The 22,373-nt window shown below is 66.1% G+C and carries 18 protein-coding genes; 9 read left to right on the top strand and 9 right to left on the bottom strand.

The features are described from left to right. Positions 1 to 401: 401 nt before the first annotated feature. Both V6K60_RS07150 and V6K60_RS07145 read left to right on the top strand, forming a co-directional pair. A complete protein-coding gene (locus V6K60_RS07150; RefSeq protein ID WP_332449830.1) occupies positions 402 to 968 on the top strand; it encodes a hypothetical protein in 567 nt (188 codons plus the stop codon). Between the two features lie 287 nt (positions 969 to 1,255). Then, the gene (locus tag V6K60_RS07145) at positions 1,256 to 2,173 is read left to right on the top strand and encodes a PhzF family phenazine biosynthesis protein (RefSeq protein WP_332449829.1); all 918 of its coding nucleotides are present in this window, start codon (positions 1,256 to 1,258) and stop codon (positions 2,171 to 2,173) included. On the opposite strand, the gene V6K60_RS07140 is transcribed toward V6K60_RS07145, so the two are convergent. From V6K60_RS07140 to V6K60_RS07130, 3 genes are all read right to left on the bottom strand, one after another. After that, positions 2,139 to 3,014 (bottom strand): PhzF family phenazine biosynthesis protein, encoded by an 876-nt coding sequence (locus V6K60_RS07140; RefSeq protein ID WP_332449828.1) that lies wholly within the window; start codon positions 3,012 to 3,014, stop codon positions 2,139 to 2,141. The two genes, V6K60_RS07145 and V6K60_RS07140, sit on opposite strands and share 35 nt — an antisense overlap. A 90-nt stretch (positions 3,015 to 3,104) precedes the next feature. Then, positions 3,105 to 4,682, bottom strand: coding sequence for a sodium:solute symporter family protein (locus V6K60_RS07135; protein ID WP_332449827.1), 1,578 nt, complete (start codon positions 4,680 to 4,682; stop codon positions 3,105 to 3,107). Continuing rightward, complete coding sequence (locus tag V6K60_RS07130) at positions 4,672 to 4,800, bottom strand: symporter small accessory protein (protein ID WP_332449826.1); 129 nt, start codon at positions 4,798 to 4,800, stop codon at positions 4,672 to 4,674. The genes V6K60_RS07135 and V6K60_RS07130 overlap by 11 nt, the downstream gene beginning before the upstream one ends. Positions 4,801 to 5,147: 347 nt before the next feature. Here V6K60_RS07130 and V6K60_RS07125 point away from each other — a divergent pair, with 347 nt between their 5' ends. After that, the gene (locus V6K60_RS07125) at positions 5,148 to 6,161 is read left to right on the top strand and encodes a nucleoside recognition protein (RefSeq protein WP_332449825.1); all 1,014 of its coding nucleotides are present in this window, start codon (positions 5,148 to 5,150) and stop codon (positions 6,159 to 6,161) included. Between the two features lie 37 nt (positions 6,162 to 6,198). Here the strand turns inward: V6K60_RS07125 and V6K60_RS07120 are convergent, their stop codons facing one another. Beyond that, positions 6,199 to 6,702 (bottom strand): SRPBCC family protein, encoded by a 504-nt coding sequence (locus tag V6K60_RS07120; RefSeq protein ID WP_332449824.1) that lies wholly within the window; start codon positions 6,700 to 6,702, stop codon positions 6,199 to 6,201. Between the two features lie 535 nt (positions 6,703 to 7,237). On the opposite strand from V6K60_RS07120, the gene V6K60_RS07115 reads away from it, so the two are divergent. After that, positions 7,238 to 7,921: a hypothetical protein gene (locus V6K60_RS07115; RefSeq protein ID WP_332449823.1), complete on the top strand. Its 684-nt coding sequence runs from the start codon at positions 7,238 to 7,240 to the stop codon at positions 7,919 to 7,921. Here the strand turns inward: V6K60_RS07115 and bcp are convergent. Further along, complete coding sequence (bcp, locus tag V6K60_RS07110; protein WP_332449822.1) at positions 7,905 to 8,384, bottom strand: thioredoxin-dependent thiol peroxidase; 480 nt, start codon at positions 8,382 to 8,384, stop codon at positions 7,905 to 7,907. The two genes, V6K60_RS07115 and bcp, sit on opposite strands and share 17 nt — an antisense overlap. 157 nt (positions 8,385 to 8,541) lie before the next feature. On the opposite strand from bcp, the gene V6K60_RS07105 reads away from it, so the two are divergent. Continuing rightward, on the top strand, positions 8,542 to 11,184 hold the full coding sequence (locus V6K60_RS07105) for a HEAT repeat domain-containing protein (protein WP_332449821.1): 2,643 nt from the start codon (positions 8,542 to 8,544) through the stop codon (positions 11,182 to 11,184). A gap of 121 nt (positions 11,185 to 11,305) precedes the next feature. Further along, positions 11,306 to 11,467 carry a hypothetical protein gene (locus V6K60_RS07100; RefSeq protein WP_332449820.1) on the top strand — a complete coding sequence of 54 codons (162 nt, stop codon included), beginning with the start codon at positions 11,306 to 11,308 and terminating at the stop codon, positions 11,465 to 11,467. Between the two features lie 67 nt (positions 11,468 to 11,534). On the opposite strand, the gene V6K60_RS07095 is transcribed toward V6K60_RS07100, so the two are convergent. Both V6K60_RS07095 and V6K60_RS07090 read right to left on the bottom strand, forming a co-directional pair. Continuing rightward, positions 11,535 to 14,780 carry a UvrD-helicase domain-containing protein gene (locus tag V6K60_RS07095; RefSeq protein ID WP_332449819.1) on the bottom strand — a complete coding sequence of 1,082 codons (3,246 nt, stop codon included), beginning with the start codon at positions 14,778 to 14,780 and terminating at the stop codon, positions 11,535 to 11,537. Next, positions 14,767 to 17,841 (bottom strand): PD-(D/E)XK nuclease family protein, encoded by a 3,075-nt coding sequence (locus V6K60_RS07090; RefSeq protein WP_332449818.1) that lies wholly within the window; start codon positions 17,839 to 17,841, stop codon positions 14,767 to 14,769. The genes V6K60_RS07095 and V6K60_RS07090 overlap by 14 nt, the downstream gene beginning before the upstream one ends. Positions 17,842 to 17,949: 108 nt before the next feature. Between V6K60_RS07090 and V6K60_RS07085 the strand changes: the two genes are divergently transcribed. The 3 genes from V6K60_RS07085 (at position 17,950) to V6K60_RS07075 (ending at position 20,848) form a co-directional block, all read left to right on the top strand. Continuing rightward, on the top strand, positions 17,950 to 18,882 hold the full coding sequence (locus tag V6K60_RS07085; RefSeq protein WP_332449817.1) for an ADP-ribosylglycohydrolase family protein: 933 nt from the start codon (positions 17,950 to 17,952) through the stop codon (positions 18,880 to 18,882). A 132-nt stretch (positions 18,883 to 19,014) separates the two neighbouring features. Then, on the top strand, positions 19,015 to 20,124 hold the full coding sequence (locus V6K60_RS07080; RefSeq protein WP_332449816.1) for a Fic family protein: 1,110 nt from the start codon (positions 19,015 to 19,017) through the stop codon (positions 20,122 to 20,124). A gap of 232 nt (positions 20,125 to 20,356) precedes the next feature. Further along, positions 20,357 to 20,848 (top strand): hypothetical protein, encoded by a 492-nt coding sequence (locus V6K60_RS07075; protein WP_332449815.1) that lies wholly within the window; start codon positions 20,357 to 20,359, stop codon positions 20,846 to 20,848. On the opposite strand, the gene V6K60_RS07070 is transcribed toward V6K60_RS07075, so the two are convergent. Both V6K60_RS07070 and tsaA read right to left on the bottom strand, forming a co-directional pair. Then, positions 20,799 to 21,755 carry a nucleoside recognition protein gene (locus V6K60_RS07070; RefSeq protein ID WP_332449814.1) on the bottom strand — a complete coding sequence of 319 codons (957 nt, stop codon included), beginning with the start codon at positions 21,753 to 21,755 and terminating at the stop codon, positions 20,799 to 20,801. The two genes, V6K60_RS07075 and V6K60_RS07070, sit on opposite strands and share 50 nt — an antisense overlap. Before the next feature lie 213 nt (positions 21,756 to 21,968). Next, positions 21,969 to 22,373, bottom strand: coding sequence for a tRNA (N6-threonylcarbamoyladenosine(37)-N6)-methyltransferase TrmO (gene tsaA, locus V6K60_RS07065; RefSeq protein WP_332449813.1), 405 nt, complete (start codon positions 22,371 to 22,373; stop codon positions 21,969 to 21,971).

Here is a 22,373-nt window from a genome sequence, read left to right as displayed (position 1 = left end):
TCATCTTCCACGTCGTTTCTGCAGCCGCACTCCTCCTCCCTGAAGTGTTCCGCCATGCGCGATTCCGGGTGGAGGTGCCGCCCTACCGCCGTTTGCCGACACGATCCGTATGGGCGCATTCCTGCCGGCGATTTCTATCCAGGCGTGGAAGCGCGGTTTTTTATGATTATCTCAAATATTTACCATTTAAAGCATCTTTAGAGCCGTCTTTTTGCCGCAATAAGAGGGGAAGACATATATGCAGAAAAAAGAGTTTATTAGCTGAAGCGGAGGCTTTTATGCAGAGCGTTTTACGCAATCTTCTGATTCTCTCTCTTGTCACCTGCTGTCTCGTTGTTCTTCCCGCGAGTGCTCAGCCGTCTATCGGCGGAGACAACGGATGGTATGCGGTCCACAGTAATGTGGACGGAGCGGATGTCTACTTCGATAACGAGTATAAAGGAACGATCGACGCCGGCGTACTCTACGTCGCGGTCTACACCACCGGGACCCCCTACCAGTCGTTCCGCGTCGAGAAGGACGGCTACACCACCTACTACGGGGATGTAGCCTCGATTCCGGGCAAAGCAGAGACGTTCTATCTCTATGCAACCCTAAACCCGGTCCAGCCCACGCAAGCACCGGTGATCGGGGGAGATATCGGCTGGTACACCGTCCACGCCAACGTTGACGGCGCAACCGTTCAGTTCGACAACGAGGTCAAGGGTACCATCAACCAGGGCGTCCTCACCGCCCAGGTCTACACGACCGGGACACCGTACTCGACCTACACCGTGACGAAGGAAGGGTATCAGCCCTACACGGGCACGATCGACCGCTACCCCGGCAAGGGCGAGACGGTCGACCTCTACGTGACGATGAACCCCGTGCCGGTTCCCACCCGGCAGTCACCCCTCTCCCCGGTAGTTGCCGGCGGGGCACTCCTGATCGTGGGGCTGCTGCTGGTTGCGGGCAGAAAGCAGAACTGACCCCTCACTCTTTTTTGTTCTTCCCGCCCGGCAGCAGCGGTCTCACTCCTGTCCGAAGAGCCCGGCCGTGAGGCATGGTTCCTGGAATCTCATGTGAATAAGGAGCAAACCGCCGCTTCCCGACACAATGGATCGCCCGGATACATGGTAAACTCTTTCTCTTCGGGAAGAGTACGATCGCTGGATCGAAGCCCGGAGTTGGTTCCTGGGCCTGCAGCAGGCACCATCAGGACCCGAAGGGTATTCAGAACGGCAGGGAACTGCCGGCATATGAAAGAGATGAGTGTATGAGACGTTACCGGTTCAAGAAGATCGATGCTTTTGCATCGGGAGGGTCGTCGGGGAACCCTGCGGGATACATATCTCTCCTCCCGGACGATGAGATCACGGAAGAGGATATGCAGCGGATAGCCCGCGAACTGAAGGGTTTCGTCTCGGAGACCGGTTTCCTTCGTGAAGGCACCCCGGGGGTGTGCGATCTTGCGATACGGTATTTCTCCTGCGAGCGGGAGGTCGAGTTCTGCGGGCACGCGACGATAGCCATCATGGACGATGTGATACGAAACGACGAGCGGTTCCGGGACCGGGAGGTCCTGCTCCTTAAGACGAAGAAAGGCGTCGTTACGGTCCTGAACCGGACCCGTGAAGACGGCATGGTCTACATCCGCGCCCCCGAACCGGCCTTCTCCGATGCGCACCCGGGTATTGCAGAGACCGCTGCCGCCCTCGGCATCGACGTCCGGGATATCGATCCCGCGATACCCATCGGCATTGTGAACGCCGGCCTCGATACCCTGCTCGTCCCCCTCGTCTCGCTCGACGCATGCGTCAGGTGCTCTCCCGACTACATGACGCTCCGGGCGTTTGCCCTCGCTCATGCCGTCGACGTGGTCACCATCTACACCCGTGAGACGGTGTTTCCAGGGCACGACCTGCATACCCGGGTCTTCGCCCCGACGTTCGGGTACCTGGAAGACCCGGCGACCGGTTCAGGGAACGCCGCCCTCGGGAACTTCCTCATCCGGCAGAACCTCTGGACCGGCCGGTCGCTCGTCATCGAGCAGGGGCCGGACCGGGAGAACCCGAACATCGTCCGCCTGATCCGCCCGGAGGACGGAGGGCTCATGTTCGGTGGGGGAGGCCAGGTGCGGATCGACGGGGAGTATATCCTCAGTGCAGGAGTTCACCCCGGGCAACAGGAATGACCCTGCCGCCGACCTCGACCGTGATGGCATCCCCGTGCCGTTCCGCCCTGCAGCGGATCAGGGACGGGCGGCCTATCTCGCAACCCTGCTCCACGCGGATATCGAGCGAGTCGCCCGGGAGGTAGCCGTGCCGGAGGAGGTAGCCGGCAAGACACCCGTTCGCGCTGCCGGTCGCTGGATCCTCCGGGACGCCAAAGTGGTCAGCGAACATCCGGGCGTTGAACGTGTTCTCCGGCCGGTAGGGTTCCGGGCAGAAGATGAAGACAGCTTTTGCTTCCGTCGTGCGGATGAGACTCTCGTAGGCGTCGCGATCGATCGCCGCCTGGCGCACGGAGTCCCGGCTCTTTACCGGGACGATGATGAACGGGAGGCCGGTAGAGACCTCTTCGACCGGAAACCGGGGATCGATCGCATCCTCCCGGAGGGAGAGGACGCCCGCAAGGGTATCGGAAGGGATCTCTCCCATGAAGACCGGCGGGTTCTGCCGCATCCAGGAGATGCCGTCGGGGGCAAACGAGACCGGGATCTCTCCTGCCGCGAGGTTCAACCGGACCCCGGGGACGGGTTCCCGCAGGAGTTCCTCCCGGATCACATAGGCCGTGCCGAGCGTCGGGTGCCCCGCAAAGGGGACCTCATGCTCCGGCGTGAAGATACGGACGTCGTAGGCACGTCCTTCTCCCTCGCCTGAGCGGACGAACGCGGTCTCGGAGAGGTGCATCTCCCGGGCAATCGCCTGCATGGCTGTATCGGAGAGATCCCCAGCGTCCAGCACCACGGCGAGCGGGTTACCGGCATACCTCCTCTCCGCGAAGACATCGACGATGTAGTAACGCATGGTCATGCCGCCTTTCTGCAGCTCGTCCGTTCTGCTGGAGGATAACGCTTGCGCCTCCACTGGTCGCGCCGGATAGAAAAAAGGGCGGAGTCGCCGTCAGGCAGCCCCGGTCGACTCCTCCGCGGCCACCGCGTGCCGGTCGAGCACCAACCCGACCGCCAGTGCGGCTATCGAGAGGGGGAGAGCGATGACGAGCGGGTCCACGGCCTGCCACGGCATCGGGAGGACTGCCGGCACCCCGAAGAGGAGGTTCGAGAGCCCGAGGGGTTCCGACTCCTTGACATGGACAAAGGCTGTCCATATGAACCAGGCGGCCGCACCGGCGACCAGGCTCAACTTCGCCGCGAGGAGCGACGGCCTGCTGCTGTAGACGGCGTGGGCGTAGGCCGGCAGGAACGCCGAGGCGCAGAGGCCCATGAACATCGCCGTCGCCCGGGCGATGATGCTGCCGGGCATGACGAAGGCCAGGATGACGCTCGCGACGATCATGACGACGGTCGCGACCTGGATCCTCCTCATCGACGCCCTCCGGGAACTGGCGCTCCGCACCATATCGAACCCGAGGCTCGTTCCCATGGCGTGGAGGAGGGAACTGAGCGTGGACATCGCAGCGGCAAGGAGGGTCAGCATGAAGATGACGATGAAGTAGTCCGGCATCGACGCGTTGATGAAGTTCGGTATGATCGTGTCGATGTTGCCGCCGGTGGCGGCTGCAAGAGCGATCACGCCCTGGGTGCGGTAGAAGTAGACGTTCGTGAGCGCACCGACCGTGAAGGCGACCCCGGTCATCATCAGGATGAACGGTCCCCCGACCAGGACGGCACGGTTCAGCGACCGGCCGTCCTTGACGGTCATGAACCTGACCACCAGCTGCGGCTGAGCCAGCACCCCGATCCCGACCCCGAGAACGAGCGTCGTCACCAGCGTGAGCCAGATCGAGGACCCGAACGCCGGCATGGACGCCCACCCGGTCATTCCCCCGGCCGTGAGCGCCTGCGGGACGAGGTCCGACATCGCGGCAAGGGCGGTGTGTGCCTCGATGACGCCCCCGAGCTGGACGTAGGTGAGCACGAGAAGGACGGTCATCCCGACGAGCATGATCCCGCCCTGCAGGGCGTCCGTGTACATGACGGCGATCAGCCCGCCCATCACCACGTAGAGGGTGACGACCGCGGCAAACGCGATGAGCGCGGTGGTATAGGGGATCTGGAGCGTGCTCGTGATGAACTGGGCGCCGCCGATCAGGATCGCTGCCGTATACAGCGGCATGCTGACGATGATGACGAGCCCTGCGGCGTAGCGCATGAACGACGACCCGTAGCACTTCCCCATCAGGTCGGGGAAGGTGACGGCTTTGAGTCTGCTCCCGATGCTGCGCGTCTTCTTCCCGAAGACGACGAACGCGATGAAGATACCGAGCCCGATGTTCAGGACGGTCAGCCAGATCATCCCCATGCCGAGCTGTGCCGCAACCCCGCCGAACCCGACGATGGCGGAGGTGCTGATGAAGGTCGCACCGTAGGAGAGGGCGAGGACGACGGGGTGGACCTTCCTGCCGGCGACCATGTAATCGTCGTCCCCTTTCGTCTGGCGGTAGCCGAGGTAGCCGAGGACGATGGTGGCGGCGAGGTAAACCAGGGTTATGGCGACGAAGAGCCCGGTGTCAACTGCCATCGCGCTCTTCCCCCGTCTCTCCATTCCAGTTCAACAGGCCGTACACTACGCATGCGAGCGCAAACGCGAGCGCAAGCAGATACCCAACCCAGATCGCGGGATCAGTGATGCCGAACATACAAACCACCTGTCGGTAACGGAAAAGACCGTTACAATACACGGGAACTCAGCGAAAGGGCCGGTTCCCTACCTAAAGAAGAATGCGTTCTGCGCGAAGGCGCAGTTTTGCGCATGTGCGCACGGGTAGGACTCTACGTTGTTGCCAATCATCGAGTGCCTGATCACTCTCTCGGTCCATTGTATTTAATCTCTGTGGTGTTGCCTGCCGCTCGGCCGGGGAAGAGAGCGTCGCTGCCGGATGTCTCCCGTTTTAGAGCCCCGCTCGTAGTATGGGCTTCGGTTATGACGACCCGCACCGATCGCGGGCTTTGAGAACGGTGATATGTAGAGAGAGCCTACCCGATCGTGTCCTGTGGTGAGCCCCCGTTCGACCCGGGGGTGCAGGCGGAGCGGCGGAAGATGGGCGGCGAAGCGGCGATTGTCTCAGCGGCACTGGGTCTCTCGGCCGAGCTCCTGCTGCGGACGGTGCCGATCGTCGTCATCGGCGTGCTGCTTGCCGAGATCCTGATCGCGCTCCGGATCACCGACCGGATCGCGCGTCTTGCCTACCCGGTCACGACGTTTGCCCACCTTCCCCGCGAGTGCGGGGCGAGTTTCCTCCTGGCGTTCATCTCGCCGCAGGCGGCGGACGCGATGCTCGTCGATTATCACCAGAAGGGACTGATCGGGAGGGGCGAGCTCATCGTCGCGGCGCTCATCAACTCCTTCCCGTCCGTCGTGATGCACTGGCGCTACCTGATCCCGGTCTACGTGCCGCTGCTCGGGATCTACGGGGCGATCTACTTCGGGATCCTGATGGGGATCGGGTTTCTCAAGACCGGTATCGTCATGCTGGCGGGCAGGATGGTTCTCCCCGAGGTCGGGGCTCCCCGGGAGCCGGAGAAGCCGCCCGGGCGGACCCCGCCCGTTCGCGAGGCCCTGAGAACCTCGCTCGGACCGACCGCGAGGGCGTTACGCCGGATTCTCGGGGTCATGGTCCCGACGCTCATCATCGTGGCGTTCCTGGTCGAAGCAGGCGTCTTCGACGCCGTCGCCGCGTACCTGGAGGGCGCAAGCCGGCTCTTCCCCATACCGCCGGAGGGCCTCGCGATCATCGCGGCGAAGTTCGGGTCCTACGTCGCCGCGGCGAGCCTTGCATCCGCGCTGCTCGCGGCGGGCGATATCACGGGCCGGGATGTTGTCATCACGCTGCTTGTGGCGAACCTGCTCACGAGCATCGTCACCTACCTGCGGTGGCTGGGGTCGTTCTACGTGGCGATCTTCGGGCCGAGACGGGGCACGGAGATCATGCTCATCTCTGTCGCGCTCCAGGACGGCCTGCTGCTCGTCGCCATCTTCCTGCTGGCCTGGCTCTGGTGAGGAAATCCCGGATCACGCCCCGGGAGAGGGCACGGGTCTACCGTGCCGGCGCCGCCTGCTTCTTCGAGATCTGGCGCTGCAGAACCTCCGCAAGAAGTTCTGTGGTCGAAGCCATCTCTTCCTTCATACCCGGCTGGAGCATCGCGTTGCGATCCTCAACCGTCTGGAAGACCAGGTGGTCCGTCATCTTCGTCCTGCCGCCACCAAGGTCTTCCAGCGTCTCCGTCTCGAGCACGACATGGCCCGGCATGCCCTCATACTCGACGGTGTCGACGACCCGCTCGGGCGGGGTAACGTCGTGGAACACGCCGTGCATCGCAAACGTGTTGCCCTCAGCATCGCGCTGGACGACGCGCCAGGTGCCGCCCGATCTGGCGTCCATCTTCTCGACCGTGGTCGTGGTGCCCCTTGGCCCCCACCACTGTGCTACCAGTTCTGAGTCCGTGGAGGCTTTGAAGACAAGATCGCGCGGTGCATCGAACTCCCGCGTGATGATGATCTCCTGCTTTCCCGGCTCAGCGATGATGTTTGTCTCCACCATGGCAATACCTCCAATTCATGGGCTTCTGCGGTGCCCGCCGGGAGATTCCGTCCCATCGGCACCGGCCCCCCTGATCCCGGTGGTCCCTCCTGTTGGTGAGACCGTCCCGACGGATCAAGGACATCCCAGCACGCTCACCCTACATAAATCTCGCGCCACGTCACCCGGGACAAAGTGCTTCGGCTCTACCCCGGGGCCGTGCGGGTGAGAGTAGAATCCATGCTTGCGGAGATCAGGGCAGGTGCACCCCCGATTCCGGCGTTGCAAGCCCCAGCCGCCGAACCAAGAATCTCCGGGCTTTAGCCCGGGGAGAGTGTCAAAATCTGTCCACCGGCGTGCAGTGGGTGACCCGGCGGGACGCAGAGCCTGTCGCTCATGCTCGGGTTCCCGGCAGTAGCCGTCATCGGTCCCCGCCGGTCGAAAAAGAGGACGCCAGTATTCCCGTTGGTACGGTGTGCTCCTGGCAGGTTCTGCCGCGGTCTGATCACGGCCCGTACCGATCCCTTCTTCACCTCCCGCTTCCAGACTTTCAGCCATGCCCGGCGACCCGGAGATCATCAAGACGGCCCTCAGGCGAGCACTCGCGCTCGGGGCGGACGTGGCGGGCGCCGTCCCGGCGGCAAGGCTCGTCGACTGCCCCTCGGCGGTCGCGGACGGAGCGCGTGGCTCAGAGGCCGACCGGGGGACCTACATCGTCCTCGGCCTCTACCACGACCCGAAAGACCCCGACCTCGACCTCTGGGAACCGGACCGGGGGACACCCGGCGACCGGCTCCTCGCGAGGATCGGGAGAGACCTTGCACGCTTTCTGCAGGAAGAGTATGGAGTCCGGGCCCGGGTCATCCCCTACCGGCTCCAGGACGGCGGAATCTACTTAAAGGACGCAGCCTGCATGGCAGGCATCGGGAGGATGGGGAGGAACAACCTCGTCCTGGTCCCCGGTTACGGGCCGAGGGTCCGGTTCCGGGCGGTCTGGATGGACCTGGAAGCTCCCGACCGGGACCTGCCGGAGGGCGACCTCCCCTGCGCCGGCTGCGAGGCCCCCTGCACCCGTGCCTGCCCGATGGACGCCTTCTCCACCGGCAAATATAGCCGGGGCCGGTGCATGGCGCGGATGGACGCCGACAAGACCGCAGGGAGAGACCGGATCGACCACTGCCGCGCCTGCGAACTCGCCTGTCCCGAACGGGAAGTACGACCCGTCAGGCCCCGGCGGTGAGGCTCTCGAGCTTCGCCAGGACCTCGTCCACGTGCCCCTTCACCTTCACCTTCCGCCATACGGCGGCGATCTTCCCTTTGGGGCCGACGATGAAGGTGCTCCGCTCGACCCCCATATACTCCTTCCCGTAGAGTTTCTTCGGGACCCAGGCGCCGTAGGCCTCGATCACCTGGTGGTCGGGGTCCGAGAGGAGGCGGACGGAGAGGTTCTGCTTCTCGGCAAACCGCTTATGGCTCTTCGTCGAGTCCGGGCTGATGCCGAAGACCGGGGTGTTCCGGCGGGAGAACGCCTCCATCGCGTCGGAGAAGGACCGGGCCTCGAGGGTACATCCCGACGTGTTGTCCCTGGGATAGAAGTAGACGACCGCATAGGCACCCCGTAGTCCCGCGAGACAGACCGCCTCTTCGTCCGCGTCCGGGAGGCAGAACCCGGGTGCCGGCATGCCCACCAAGAGTTCACTCATGCCGGAGGCTGGCACCGGTGAGAATAAAAGCGTGCCGGAATCGCGTCGCATGACCGTTCCGGCAGGAGAGTAGAGTTCATATCCGAGAATCCCCAAGTATCTTTCGCTGGCCCTCGAACTGAGAGGGTTCCGGCGGCAACCGACGGCGAGCATACGTATGAAGAGACTCCGTCAGGACGAGATCGACTATCTGGCGCATCCCGAGCGGTTCACCTTCGACTACTTCCGGGCGGCGACCCTCGACCCCCTCCCGGAGGCTGCGGCACTCGGCATCGCCGACGAGGAGCTGCTCAACTACTACGAGAACCGGTATCACCACGACGCCCGGTTCGTCCTCCGGCTCGACCCGAACAACGGGCACTACCGGGACCTCGAGGCCTGGGTCGCCGGCGCCGCCTACCGGATCGTCGGGGAGCGGGACCCGGCAGCAGCGCGCAGCATGGAAGCGGATTTCACCACCTTCCGGGTCGGTTCGGTCGATGCCCTCCACCCCTACCCCGAGATCCAGAAGATCCAGGTCTTGAAGAAGATCGCCCTCGAACTGCGGATGGAACCCGGCGTCATCGACGAGATCGCCTCCCTCTTCTCGGTCGGGAGCTCGGTCTTCGCGATGGAACTCTTCACCCGGCTGGCGGGGTCAGGACGGTTGAAGGAGTTTCAAGAGAGCCTCTTTCGGCCAGAGGACGAACTCGCCCGCCTCGCCGCACGGCCGATGCTGCTCTACTCGCTCTGGGACCACCAGAAGAGGGCTCTCTCGGCCTGGCTTGAGGCGGGCGGCAGGGGTATCCTCGAGATGGCCACCGCGACGGGAAAGACGATGGTCGGCCTCGCCGCTGCCGAGAAACTCTTCAGCCTCCACGGGTCCCTGCGAGTGCTCGTCCTCGCCCATTCGCGGGCGCTGCTCGACCAGTGGCGGCGGGAAGCCATCGACAAACTGGGGTTCGTGGGCGACCCGGGCGGGAGTTATAGGCGGCCCCTCGGGTACGACGGCCGGTTCGTCATCGAGTTCGAGACGCTCCAGAAGGTCTACAGAAACCCTGGCGCATACTCGACCGACCTCCTCATCGTCGACGAGGTCCACCACGGCGCAGGGCTCCAGTTCCGGAGAGCGCTCGACCTCTCGTGCCGCTGGAAGATGGGGCTCTCGGCGACGGTCGAAGGGTCCGAGCGGGGGCAGGTCCTCGACCGGCACCTCGGCCGGACGGTCTACACCTTCACCCTCAAAGAGGCCCGCGACGAGGGGGTCGTGCCTGAGTTCGACCTCTACGTCCACAGGACGTTCCTGGATATCGCAGAGGACGAGGAGTTCAGGGATCTCTCCGAGCAGATCATGAAACTGCTCAACCAGATCAACGCACGCCACCAGAGGCTCATCCAGGTCCTCTCCGGGCACCGGTTCAGCAGGTTCGAGAGCCTCGCCGACTTCGTGAACCTGATGAGGAACTCCCGCTACTCGGAGACCAGCGTCCCCGAAGAGTGGCTGAAACTGATCGGTCTCGTCTACCGGCGACGGTGGATCATCCACCGCTCGTCTCCCCGGATAGAGCAGGCCATCGACCTGATCCGGCGCCTCGGCAACCAGAAGAAGTGCGTCGTCTTCTCGATGGATATCGCGACCTGCGAGCGGATCTACCGGGCGGTGAAGGGGACCGTCTCCGCCTACCGCGTCCATTCGGGCATGGACCGGGAGGATGTCCGGAAAACCCTCGCCGCGTTCCGGAACTGCACGACCGGCGTGCTCATAGCCCCGAAGATGCTTGACGAGGGCATCGACGTCCCCGACGCCGAGATCGGGATCAACGTCGCATCGGCCAGGACCCGGCTGCAACTCGTCCAGAGGATGGGGCGGATACTGCGTAACCGGCCCGGTAAACGGCCGGTCTTCCACCACTTCGTCGCACTCCCCCGGAACTTCGTCGCGGCCGAGGACTCGTTTGCCTACCAGAACGACCTCGCCTGGATCCAGGAGATCGCCCTGAGGCTCGGCATTGCACTGGAACTCTACGACCCGGAGAACCACGAGGTCCTCGAACTCGAGCAGCGGTCGGAGGAGACCGTGCGGTCCTATTACCGGGCCCGGGACTGCATCGTCACTGACGACTTCGGGACGATCCACGTCAGGAAGATCGTCGACTCGATCCGGGGAGAGGCCCGGGAGCGCCTCGGCAGGCTCCTTGCGACACGGTCGGGTGGTATCACGGACGAGGAATGGCTCCTCCTCCTCCGGGAGGCCTACGGCGAAGAGCCGACGATCAACGCTTCAAGCCTCCGCTGGCTCCTGGTCATCGCCGGGAGGGACCCGCAGGCGCTGCGGTCCCTCCTCCTCATGGGAGAGCGGGACGCACCCTCCGCACGCCTGCCGGGACAGGCGCTGGATATGCAAGAGTTCGCGGGTCCCGGACCGGGAGCGGACGCGGCCGACCGGCGGGTTGCCGACTTGATCACGGTGCTCAGGTCGGCGAAGGACCAAAAGAAGCGGGAGAGCGCTGCGCAGGCGCTGACAGGCATCGGGCTGCCTGCGGTCGAGCCGCTGGTTGCTGCCCTCTCCGGTGCCGATGGGGCGACGAAGCGCCGGATCGTCTCTATTCTCGGGGCCGTCGGGAGCCCGCGATCGGTCTACCCGATCTCGGGATGCCTGCGCGACCTGGACCCCGGGGTCCGGAAGAGCGCTGCCGATGCGCTGGGAGCGATCGGCGATCCGCGGGCGCGGCTGGTCCTCACGAAGGCGCAGCGGGACAGGAACCCCGCCGTGAAGGCAGCGGTCAGGAAGGCGCTTGAGCGGCTGCGGGAAGAGCGATGAGCCGCATTTTCCGGCTCCGGTGATCCGGGAGCGGACGGGGAACCTTTTTGCCCGACCGGGATCACTCTCTGGTAGGTACGGCCGGCCGGGCACCCGGTCCGGCCGCACCGGGGATACCGCGATGAAGGTGCTTGTCCGAACCCCGACGGGGGTTAAAGAGGTCAGGGAGGTCGACTCCGACTGGGTCATCCCCGGCGACGTCCTGGGCGACGGCTCGGTCGTCCTCGAACTCTGGGACGAACTCTCGGACGACGACTATCTGGCGATGGGTCTATTCGACTGAGGGGTGGGCCCGCGAGATCTGGGGTTGTACGGGCCCGCGATGCGGCCCGTTCCCGGCACTCCCGCCGTCAGAAACTCTCTTCCTCAATCCCCCGGACCGCCTGCTCGATCGTCTCAAAGACCCGTTCCTCGTCGATCGTGGCCTCCACCCAGCGGTCGGCCTCGACGAAGTAGAGGTAGGGCGTCACCGGTCGGCCGAGGATCCGGGTGGCGGCGTGGCGGTAGACCGTCATCTGGACCGCGTACTCCTCGACGCCCCCCGGCGCCCCGGTCTTGTAGTCGACCAGGATCCAGGCGCCGTCCGGCCGCTGCACCAGCCGGTCGATGGACCCCTCGAACGGGACGCCGTTCACCCTCGATGCGAACGGCACCTCGCAGTGGTCGCCGATACGCCCCTGCATCAGGGGTGAGGCCAGGAACCGCTCGTAGCGGTCCTGCAACTCCCCCGCCCGGCCGGGGTCCATGCCGTAGCGCCATAGCACCGCGGCGGGGTCCCGGCCGGAGAAGACCTCGTGGAGGGCGAGGCCGCGGGTTATCGCGTCCGGAGCGGCGGAGAACCGCGGCACCCGGGATCTTGGGCTTCGGAGGTGGCGCTCGATCTCGCTCGCCGAGTAGACGTGCTCTTCTGTCCCGTCGGCCTGGCCGGCCACTCTTTCCGCCGGGACGTCGTCCGGGACCGTGATGCAGACCGGGACGGTCTCCTCCACATCGACCGGGATCGCCGCCAGGTCGAGGGTGAGCGGAATCCGGAGCCCCTCCAGGACGGCTTCGCCCCGGGCACAGGCCTCCGCAGAGAGCCCGAGGCAGTGGGCGAGCCAGGCCATCCGGGTCTTCCCGGCTGGAAGGGTCTCCGGGACCGCGATCGGCGCCTCGCCGCAGAGGATGAGGTGGTCCCGTGCCCGGGTCACCGCGACGTAGAAGAGCCGCTTTCGCTCCGCCTCCTCCTTCTGCCGGTACTCGGCCTTGAGGACCCGGAGGATGGGCGTCTCCTCGCGCTCGTGGTCGGTTGCCGGGTTCGGCAGTTTCACCCCGAGCCTGAGCCCGTCCTCGACCATGATGGTCGCCCCGTTGGCCCGTGGCGCCTCCGCGAGGTCAGGGACGACGACGACCGGGAACTCGAGCCCCTTTGCGGCATGCACCGTCATGATCGAGACCGAGTCCGAGGCCGCTAGGTCGAGGGGCGCATCCCCCTCGCGCTGGCCGTCGTCGATGGAGCGCCCGAGTTCCTCGACCAGGTCGGCGAGCGTGGAGGAGGACTCCCGCGCGATCGCGATCAGTTTCTCGACGTTCGCGGCCGCCTGCTCGCCCCCGGCCATCCCGCCGAAGACGGCCGCGACACCCGACTCGTCGACGATCCGCCGGACGAGCCGGGCGGGCGGGAGCCGCCGGGCGACGGAGAGCCAGCCCCGGAGGGTCGTCGCCGCCGCTATCGCGTCCGGGTCGCCGGACCGCTGCAGCCGCTCCCAGAGGGAGGGTTCCGGCCCGGCGATCGCAAAGAGCCGGGCGTCGGAGAACCCGAAGTAGGGCGACCGCAGGAGGCCGTAGAGCGCCACGTCGTCCCGGTCGTTTACGAGGAACCGGAGGATGTTGTAGAGGTCGTAGACCTCCTGGTGCTCGTAGAACCCGAGGCCCGCGTGGACGCGGTAGGGGACGCCGTACCGCGCAAGCGCCCACTCGTAGTAGGCGAGGTTCGTCCGCCGCTCGAGGAGGACGGCGATATCGCCGTAGCCGGCCGGCCGGCTCTCCCCGTCCCGGTAGACCGGCTTCTCTCCCCGTTCGACGATAGCCCGAACCTTCCGCGCCGCCATCTCCGCCTCGGCACGGCGGCCGGCCGCCCGGTCTTTGACCTTCGGGCAGAGGAGGACCTCGACCGACCCGGCATCATCGGTCCGGCCCGGCGTCAGCGGCTCGTAGAGGAACTCCCAGGGCCGGTCGCACTCCGCCATCAGGGCGCCGAAGACGGCGTTCGTGAATCCGACGACCGCGGGCGTGCTCCGGAAGTTGACGTCGAGCGCGATCGTCTCCCCGCCGAGGTCCCGCTCGATCATCTCGCGGGTGTGCCGGAACTGGGCGACGTCGGCCTCCCGGAAGAGGTAGATGGACTGTTTCGGGTCGCCGACGACGAAGAGGTTCCCCGGCTCCCGGCCGAGGATCGCGTGGATGATGGCGATCTGGACGGGGTCGGTGTCCTGGAACTCGTCGATGAGGATGAACCGGAACCGGTCCCTGAAGTGCGCCGCGATCTCATCATGGTCGGCAAAGAGCCGGCGGGTGCGGTTGACCAGGTCGTCGAAGTCGAGCGCGTTACGCCGCCGCTTCTCGGCCTCCACCGCCCCGGTGAAGGCGTGAAAGACTGCACCCAGGTCGTGGAGAAACTCAAGCGTCGCCCGGGTGAAGGGGTCCGCGGGGTCGAAGGCGAGCGAGAGGGCAGCCTCGTGGTCCTTGATGCAGTCGTTGAGGCGCCGGTAGGCCGACCGGAGGTCTTCAAGGTCGTTTCCGGCCCAGTTCTTCTTCTGCCCCATGCTTGCCCGGAATCGCCGGTCGGTATGGACCTCTGCGATCGCGAGGACCGCACTCGCGGTCTCGCCTTCCAGGTGCGGCTCGACGGCCCGGAGGTAGGCCTCGCCCGGGTCCCGTTCGCCGGGGTAGCGGGCGGCAAGGCCCCCGAGCACCTCAAGCGAGGGGCCGGCCCGGCCACGAAACGCGATAGAAGCCTTCGCCCGCTCTTCCTCCACGATCGCCCGCCAGGCATCGAGCACCGCCTCCTCGCTCCCGGCGAGGGCGGCAAAGAACGCCTCTGCGTCCTCGCGGCGCCTCGCGAGCGCCTCCAGGTAGTTCTTCAACTCATAGGCCCCGACCGCCTGGAGGGCGCCGATCACCGCCTCCCGGGACCCATCGGGCGGGTCGCCGTAGATGAGGTCGTCCATCACCTCCTCGCGGAGCCGGAACGCCTCCCGCTCGTCGAGGACGGCAAAATCGGGCCCGACGTGCGCCTCGAGCGGGAACTCGCGGAGGACCGAGGCGCAGAAGGAGTGGAAGGTCGATACCTTCGCCCAGAGGAACTCATCGCGGACCGCGTCCCACGCTTCGCCCTCCTTCTCCGCAAGGGCCCGCCGGACCCGGACCTTCATCTCCGCGGCCGCCTTCTCGGTGAAGGTCAGGGCGAGGATGCTCCCGACGCCGACGCCGCCCTCGAGGAGGCTGATATACTTCCGGACCAGGACGTGGGTCTTTCCCGTCCCGGCCCCGGCGGTGACGCACTTGCTCTTCGTATGGTCGAGCGCGGCCTGCCTCTGGCGATCAGTCAGTGCCATCGGCGTTCACCTCCCCGCCGGCGGCAAGCAGCCGCAGGCTGTCGAACCGGCAGATTGTCTGGAACCCGCAGTAGGTCGGGCAGGGGCCGGCATCCGACCGGGGCGGGAACCGTCCGCCGCGTATCCCGGCGAGGTAGTCCCGGGTCAGGGCAAGGGAGCCCTCGACCAGCGCCCGGACGTCCTCGACGCCGCTCTGCCGCGAGGACGGGAAACAAGCAAAACAGTCGCCCATCGCCCCGTCCCAGAAGACCGGCCGGTTCAGGATCTCCCCGCGCCGGATGGTGTAGTAGGTGCCGGCGACCCCCTGCATCCCGGTCAGGGTCTCGATCGCCCGGATGTAGAGCGGGAGCTGGAGCGCTCTCCCTGCCAGGACGTCCTTGAGAGCGTGGTGGGAGGTCCCGGTCTTGTAGTCGGTGATCGAGAACCGGCCGTCGGGGAGGACGTCGACCCGGTCGATCTTCCCCCGCAGGCGGAGGGTCTCGCCGCCGAGCGGGACCGCGACCGGATCGGGGCTCGAGATGGCGTCGACCTCGCCTGGCGAGACCGGGAGGCCGAACGAGACCTCGAAGGCCTGCGGGACGAGGCCGGAGGCCGCCATCGCTGTCTCGTGCCGGAGGAACCGCTCAAGCAGCCCCGGGCCGGCAGCGGGCGACCCGAGGAGGTGCTCCCTTTCCGCGGCCCAGGCCGGGCTCGTGAACGTGAACCGGTCGGCCTCTTCCCTGCCGGTGGCCCGGATACGCTCGAGGGCATCCGGGAGGCCGGTCTCGGTGACCGGACCGTTCCCGTCGCGTCGCCAGCCGGAGTAGAACCGGTAGGCGACCCGGTGGACGAGGTTCCCCCGCTCCTGTGCGGTCAGGTCGGGATCGGCCGGGGGCAGCGGTGCAAGACCGAGGACTCGCTCCAGGTAGAACCGGAACGGGCAGTCGGCGTAGGTCTCGAGCGCCGTCGGGGAGAAGACGGCATCTTCCCCGAACCGTTCACCGAGCGCTGAGACGATCGCCGGGTCGCCGGAGAGGAGGCCGTCGTAGGGGGAGTCGTAGCCGCCCTGCCGGTGGTAGTTCTCGATGTTGAGCCGGCGGACGGCCTCGCTGGTCGTGATCCCCGGGGGCATCTCTGCCGGCACCTCCCCGCGGGCGAGGAGCGCCCCGGCCCGCCGGGCTGCCGCGAGCCGTGAGTCCGGAAAGTCGCTGCTCCCCCATGCCTCCGGGGAGAAGGCCTCCCGGACGGCGTCCACGAACCCGGAACGGACCAGCGGTGTGCTGCCGTCGGTCGCGGGGTAACTCAGGTAGACCCGGGACCGGGCGGAGAGGAGCGCCGCGATGAAGTGGTAGCGCTCCTCGCGGAGGACGTCGTCCTTTGAACGGGTGCCGAGGCGCCGGGTCTCGGCATCGGTGGTGAACGGGAGGCGGGTGGTCAGCCGCGGCATCGCGCCCTCGACGAGGTCGGCGATGAAGAGGCAGGGGACGGCGAGGTGTGGGACCTCGCGGACGCCGAGGACCTGGACGGCCCGGGGATTCCGCCGCCGGCCGGCCCGGGTCCCGGAAACGAGGATGCCGAGGAGGGAGGAGAACTCAGCGAGCGATACCTTCTCGCCCGGGATGAGCCGGTCGAGTGCCTCGAGCGTCGAAAGGGTCCTCATGAGCCCGGCAAGGTCCCGAGCCTCGCCCTCCAGCAGGTCGCGGTCCCCCCCGGCGGGCATCACCGGGGCCTGCCACGCATCGAGGAGCGAGCGGTATACGGCGAGGTGCTCCTGGATCGTCTTCGTCCCTTCGAGGGTTGCAAGGTCGGCAAAGAGCTGGCGGATCCCGGCCCGCGCTGCCTCGATCGAGGCGATCTTTGCGGTGATCCTTCGGACGGCGGCCTCCGGCGTATCCGGTCGCGCCCGTTCCTCGTCGAGGCCCGCCGCAAGCGCCGCGAGCCGTTCGTCCCAGGCAGCCGTTCCGGCGACGATCCGGGCCTCCCGGGAGAGGAGGTCGAGTTCGCACCCGCGACCGCCCGGCAGGTAGGGCGAGGTCGCGAGTCCGATGATGTCGGATCGTCGGTAGCCGCGGGCCGGGACGGTGAGGACCAGGAGCAGCGCCTGGACAAGCGGCGATGCCGAGAGCGGCCGGCCCGCGGAGATGGTGTAGGGAATAGCGAAGTCGGGGAAGACCTCGTCGACGCAGGGCGCGGCCCCGTCGAGGTCGGGGAACGCGACCGCGATATCGCCTGGCCGGACGTCGGCGGCGAGGAGGTCGCGGATCTCCTGCGCGATCGCCCGGACCTCGTCCACCCGGTCCCGCCGTTCGGCAACGCGGATGAGGACGCCGCAGTCCCCGGGCGGGCCGCGGGAGAAGAGGCCGGAGAGCGCGGAGTGGCCGTCCCCCGAAACGACCGCGTCCGGGTGCAGCCACCCGCCGTCGTCCGCGAAGACCGCCGGGTTTGCGGCATAGGGTATCGAGTAATGGAACTCGTCCGCGGACTCCCGGAGGGCGAGGAGGAGGTCGCGCTCGAGCGGCATCGGCTCGAAGAGCCCGTAGACATAGACCGTCCGGAAGTCGCCCGAAAGAAGCCCGACCGCCCGGGCGGTGAGGGTGCTCTCGTCGACAAGGCGGCGGTCGTCGAGGAACCTGAGGTAGGCGTGGTAGAGGGCGGCAATCTCGGCGCTCTTCTCGCTCTGCATCTCGCCGAGCGCGGTCGGGTAGTCGACCTTCCGCATGGTGAGGACCGAGAAGAGGGTCGCGAGTTCGTCGACGGACCCGGCACCGGAGAGGAGCGGGTACTCCCCGGCGGCGAGCAGCTGGGCGAGGATGAGCCGGGTTCCGGCCGCGGGGATCGGGGTCTTCGATGTGGCATGAGCGGCAAAGACCTTCCGGGTGAAGCCGGCGAGGGTCGTGACCGCATCAGTGACGAGAGGAACCCCTTCCTCCCCGAGGCGGCGGGCGACCTCCCGGGCGAGGCTTGAGGTCGGGACGATGAAGACGGTACCGAACGGGTCGCGGCCGGCGGCTTTCCGGAAACCGGCGATGAACGCGTCGAGACCTTCTCCTGGCGATTGGCGGTACAGAACGGCGGGGGACATCCGGTGAACTCTCCTTACGAGAGATAGGGGGTGGAGGGGGGATGAGGATTGTTATTTGGGTCAGGGGAGACCCAAACCCTCTTCCCCACCGACGGCAAGAGGAACGTCATGGACAGAATCAACCGCTACCGCGGCTGCCTGCTCGGCCTCGCCGCCGGGGATGCCCTCGGGACGACGGTCGAGTTCCGGCCGCCCGGGACGTTTACGCCCGTCACCGGGATGGTCGGCGGCGGGCCGTTCGGCCTCAAACCCGGGGAGTGGACCGACGACACGTCCCTCGCCCTCTGCCTCGCCGAGAGCCTGATCGAGCGGAGGGGGTTTGACCCCATCGACCAGCTGGAGCGCTACTCCCGCTGGTTTACGGAGGGGCACCTCTCCAGTACCGGGACCTGCTTCGATATCGGGACGACGACCCGGAAGGCTCTCCAGCGGTTTATGCTCAGCCACGAGCCCTATCCGGGGCTGGCGGATGAGCGATCCGCGGGGAACGGGTCGCTGATGCGGCTCTGCCCCGTGCCCATGTTCTACGCCGCCGACCCCGCCCGGGCGATCGAACTCTCGGGCGAGAGTTCGCGGACGACCCACGCGCTGCCGCTTGTCGTGGATGCCTGCCGCTACTTCGGGGGGCTCATCGCCGGGGCGCTCACGGGTGCGCCGAAAGAAACCCTGCTCGCGGCACGCTACGCCCCGGTCCCGGGCTACTGGGAGGAGCACCCGCTTGCCGGTGAGATCGACACGGTCGCGGCGGGGTCTTTTCTCCACAAGGATCCGCCGGCGATCCGGGGGCGCGGCTACGTCGTCAGCGCGCTCGAAGCGGCGCTCTGGGCGTTCTCCCGGTCCAGCACCTTCGATGAGGGGTGCCTCCTCGCGGTGAACCTCGGCGACGACGCCGACACCACCGGGGCGATCTACGGGCAACTCGCCGGGGCCTACTACGGGGCGGCTGCGATCCCGCGGGCGTGGCGGGACTGCCTTGCGATGCGTGACCTGATCGAGTCGTACGCCGAGGGGCTTTACCGGTGCGGTGGCACGCCCCGTTGATCACCGCCGGGCCTGTAGCAGACGCCGGGATTCCAAACAATCAAGGTTAATACCCTTTCGCACGATCGGTTAGTGTATGAAGGAACTCCGGCATATCGTCAGGCGTCCTGGCCCCGGCGGGGAAGGGGCAGCATGACGGTCTCTCCCTACGTCCCGGAGCCGCTGCCCCCTCCCGGCATCGACTGGGAGTCCCATATCCCGCGGATAGCGTCGGCGAACCGCGCTCTTGCCCGATACGACGGCATCCTCCAGGCGATTCCGAACCCCGGGCTCCTGCTCTCCCCGCTCCTGACGCAGGAGGCGGTGCTGTCGTCAAGGATCGAGGGGACGCAGGCGTCGCTTGAAGACGTCCTGCGGTTTGAGGCAAACCCGAAGGAGCCGATCGACGGTGTGGCTCGGGCTGATATCCAGGAGATCATCAACTACCGGGAGGCCCTGAATACCGCAGTCGAGGCCCTCAAGACCCGGCGGCTGGACACCGCCCTCATCTGCGACCTGCACCGGATCCTTCTCTCCGGCAGCCGGGGCATGGATCGGGAGCCGGGGTGCATCCGGGATATCCAGAACTTCATCGGCCGGGACGCCCACATCGAGCACGCGATCTTCGTCCCGCCGGCGCCGGAGGATGTTTTCGGGGCGCTCGCCGACTGGGAGGCCTACCTGCAGCAGGAGGAGAAGGACGTGCTCGTCCAGCTCTCCGTCCTGAAAGCGCAGTTTGAGCTCATTCACCCGTTCTGCGACGGCAACGGGCGTATCGGGCGGATGCTCGTCCCGCTGATCCTCTACGAGAAGGGGTTGATCGGAAGCCCGATGTTCTACATCAGCGCGTATCTCGAGCGGAACCGGCCGGTCTACTACGAGCGGTTGCTCGCGGTCTCCCGCGACGGTGACTGGAACGGCTGGATAGCGTTCTTCCTCCACGCTATCGAGGAGCAGGCCGGTACGAACGGCCGGAAGGCAAAGGCGATCCTTGACCTTTACGACGAGATGAAACAGACGGTACCGGAGGTGACCCGGTCGCAGTATGCGGTCGCCGCGATCGATGCGCTCTTTAAAACACCGGTCTTCAGTTCAGCTGAGTTTTTCGAGCAGGCGGCGATACCACGCAGAGCTGCGGAGCGGATCCTCCAGCAGCTCCGGGAACAGGGGATCATCGCCGTCCTCGTCGAGGGTGGGGGACGGCGTGCCGCGACCTATGTCTTCCCGCGCCTGCTTGCCATCACCGAGGGGGACCGGTTGTGAATACCCTGATATCCACAAACCATACCTGGGGGCGGTTGTGGGACACCCATGACGCACAACAGTGTTAGTGCGACACCTATGACCCACAACAATTTTTGTGCGACACTAAACGCCATCGTATGTCGCACAAAAACGGTGGTGCGACACCGGTGACGTGCAACGATCGGACCTGGCCGGCCTCCGGGATCGTGGTGTGCGGCTCCTTGAATGACCGCACAGAGGCATAACCGTCATGGATCCGCACTTCTGCCGCCACTACACCGGCGACGGCACGCCGCCGTCGAACCGCTACTGCAGGACGTGCCCGGAGGCTGCCTGCGACCAGCTCTGGCGGCGGGTTCTCAGTCTCGCTGCATCAAACGGTGGGGACCCGGTTCCACTCCCCGGAACGCGAGCAGTCCTCTTCCCGAACCCGAAGAACCCCGACTTCGTCCGGCTGAAGGTCAATTGCCGGTGGAATCTCCCGAAGGAGGACTTCCTGCATTACATCGCCACCGGCCACGCGGGGATGGGGCAGCGGGGGCAGCGGAGCGACCCCCGTGCGTCGCCGAGTTGCACCCGGCAGGAGCCCTACGTGCAGGCGATTGCCGGGCTCCTTGGCGGGACGGAGATCCGAAGATACGGGCGGTGCGGGAGGTGCAGGGCCGGTAAGCCCGCGGGGCCACGCCGCACCCTCATCCCCAGCCCAGGCCGTAGGCCAGCACCGCGACCAGCACCACCATGATCCCGTTCCGGAGCCCCGTCGAGACGAGCATGATCTCGGCCCCGGTCCGCATCCCGAAGATCGCGATGTATGAAGAGCCGAGCCAGCGAATGCTCCGCGTCATGCTGGTAAGGACGTTTCCCACGAGGAGGGTGAGGACGATCTGCTGCCAGGTCATATCCCCCGCGGCGAGCAAGGTGGACGCGACGCTTGCGCCCGCGACGAAACTGCCGAACTGGGCCGCGATGATGGCGAACCCCTCCGGGGGCACGGGGAAGACCCCTCCTGCGCCCTGCATCCACGCGGCGAGCCAGTCGAAGACGCCCGCGTTGATGAGGAACGCGACGATGACGATGGTGGGGACGGTGACCGAGAGCAGACGCTTGAGGATCTTTTTTGAGGATGTGCATGCCGTCCCGAGCGCCTCCCGGAGCGTGACAGCCGGCTCCGCCGCGGAGATGGCCGGCGTGCATGCTGGGGGGATGAGGACCGCCCGACCGTAGAGCATGATGACCACGGTCTTTGCGAGGCCGACGAGCATCAGCAGGCCGAAGTAGATGAGGCCGGGGATGCCGAGGAGCGGGACGTAGACCGGGAGGAGGTAGCGCCAGTGCATCACGACCGTCGGAAATGAGTTCATGGTCGCCGCAATGATCAGTTCTTTGCGGGTGATGATCTCTTTTGTGTGGTAGTCCAGCAGCATCGCGTTCGCGGCCGGCGGGGAGACAAAAGCCATGAGGAAACTGGTGCCGCACTCCTCGTTCAAGTGGGCGAACGAGGTGAGCGGGCGGGAGATAGCCGCAATCTTCCTGGCGATATTCAGGGCGACGAGGACCTCGGCGAGGAAGACCCCGATGATCATCATCGGGACCATCTCGGCAAGCAGGCCGGCAGCGAGCGTCACTGTCTGGATGATACTGTCGTACATGGCTCTCCCGGGGCATCGGCGTCTTGGAAACTACCGCACCCTGCGATATGAAGAACCTGTGCCTGCAATCTAATAAATAATTGGATCCTTACCTTAAAATTTCACTAAATATGATGTAACTCAATATTTGTAGCACTCAATACGCAGGACTGTAAAAAAACGCTGCACTCCTTTCCTGATGCACAGGCGGCCGGGAGTCCCGGCCGCGTCCAATCACTCCGGGCAGTCGATCTCCTGCGAGTAGGGTTTGATATCGAGGACCGGCGTCCCGTCGAGGGCATCCAGCCCCCGGACCCGGATCGTGTTGCCCGTTATACCGACGACGTCGACGAGCGAGAGGCTGACCGGGTTCGGCCGGTTTGGGGAACGGGTTGCAAACACGCCGTGCTCCACCGGGTTGTGTGGGGGCGTCGCGCGGAGCACGCTCCGGTCGGCCCGGTCGAACCAGCAGAGCACGAAGAGGTGCTTCTTCTCCTCGACCCTGAGCAGGCCGGGGAGGTATCGGTCGTCGATGACGATCTCCGCCTCGGTGTCGGTCAGCCTGCCCTGCCGTGGGGCATCTTCCTTCTTCAGGTACGGCGAGGAGACATAGCCGATGGGGTTCAGGTCGACGTTCAT

Origin of the sequence: Methanoculleus sp. (genome assembly GCF_036677455.1) — an archaeon.
Classification (GTDB): Archaea; Halobacteriota; Methanomicrobia; order Methanomicrobiales; family Methanoculleaceae; genus Methanoculleus.
The sequence above is the reverse complement of the archived record's forward strand: the minus strand, read 5'-3'. Positions and strand labels throughout refer to the sequence as shown.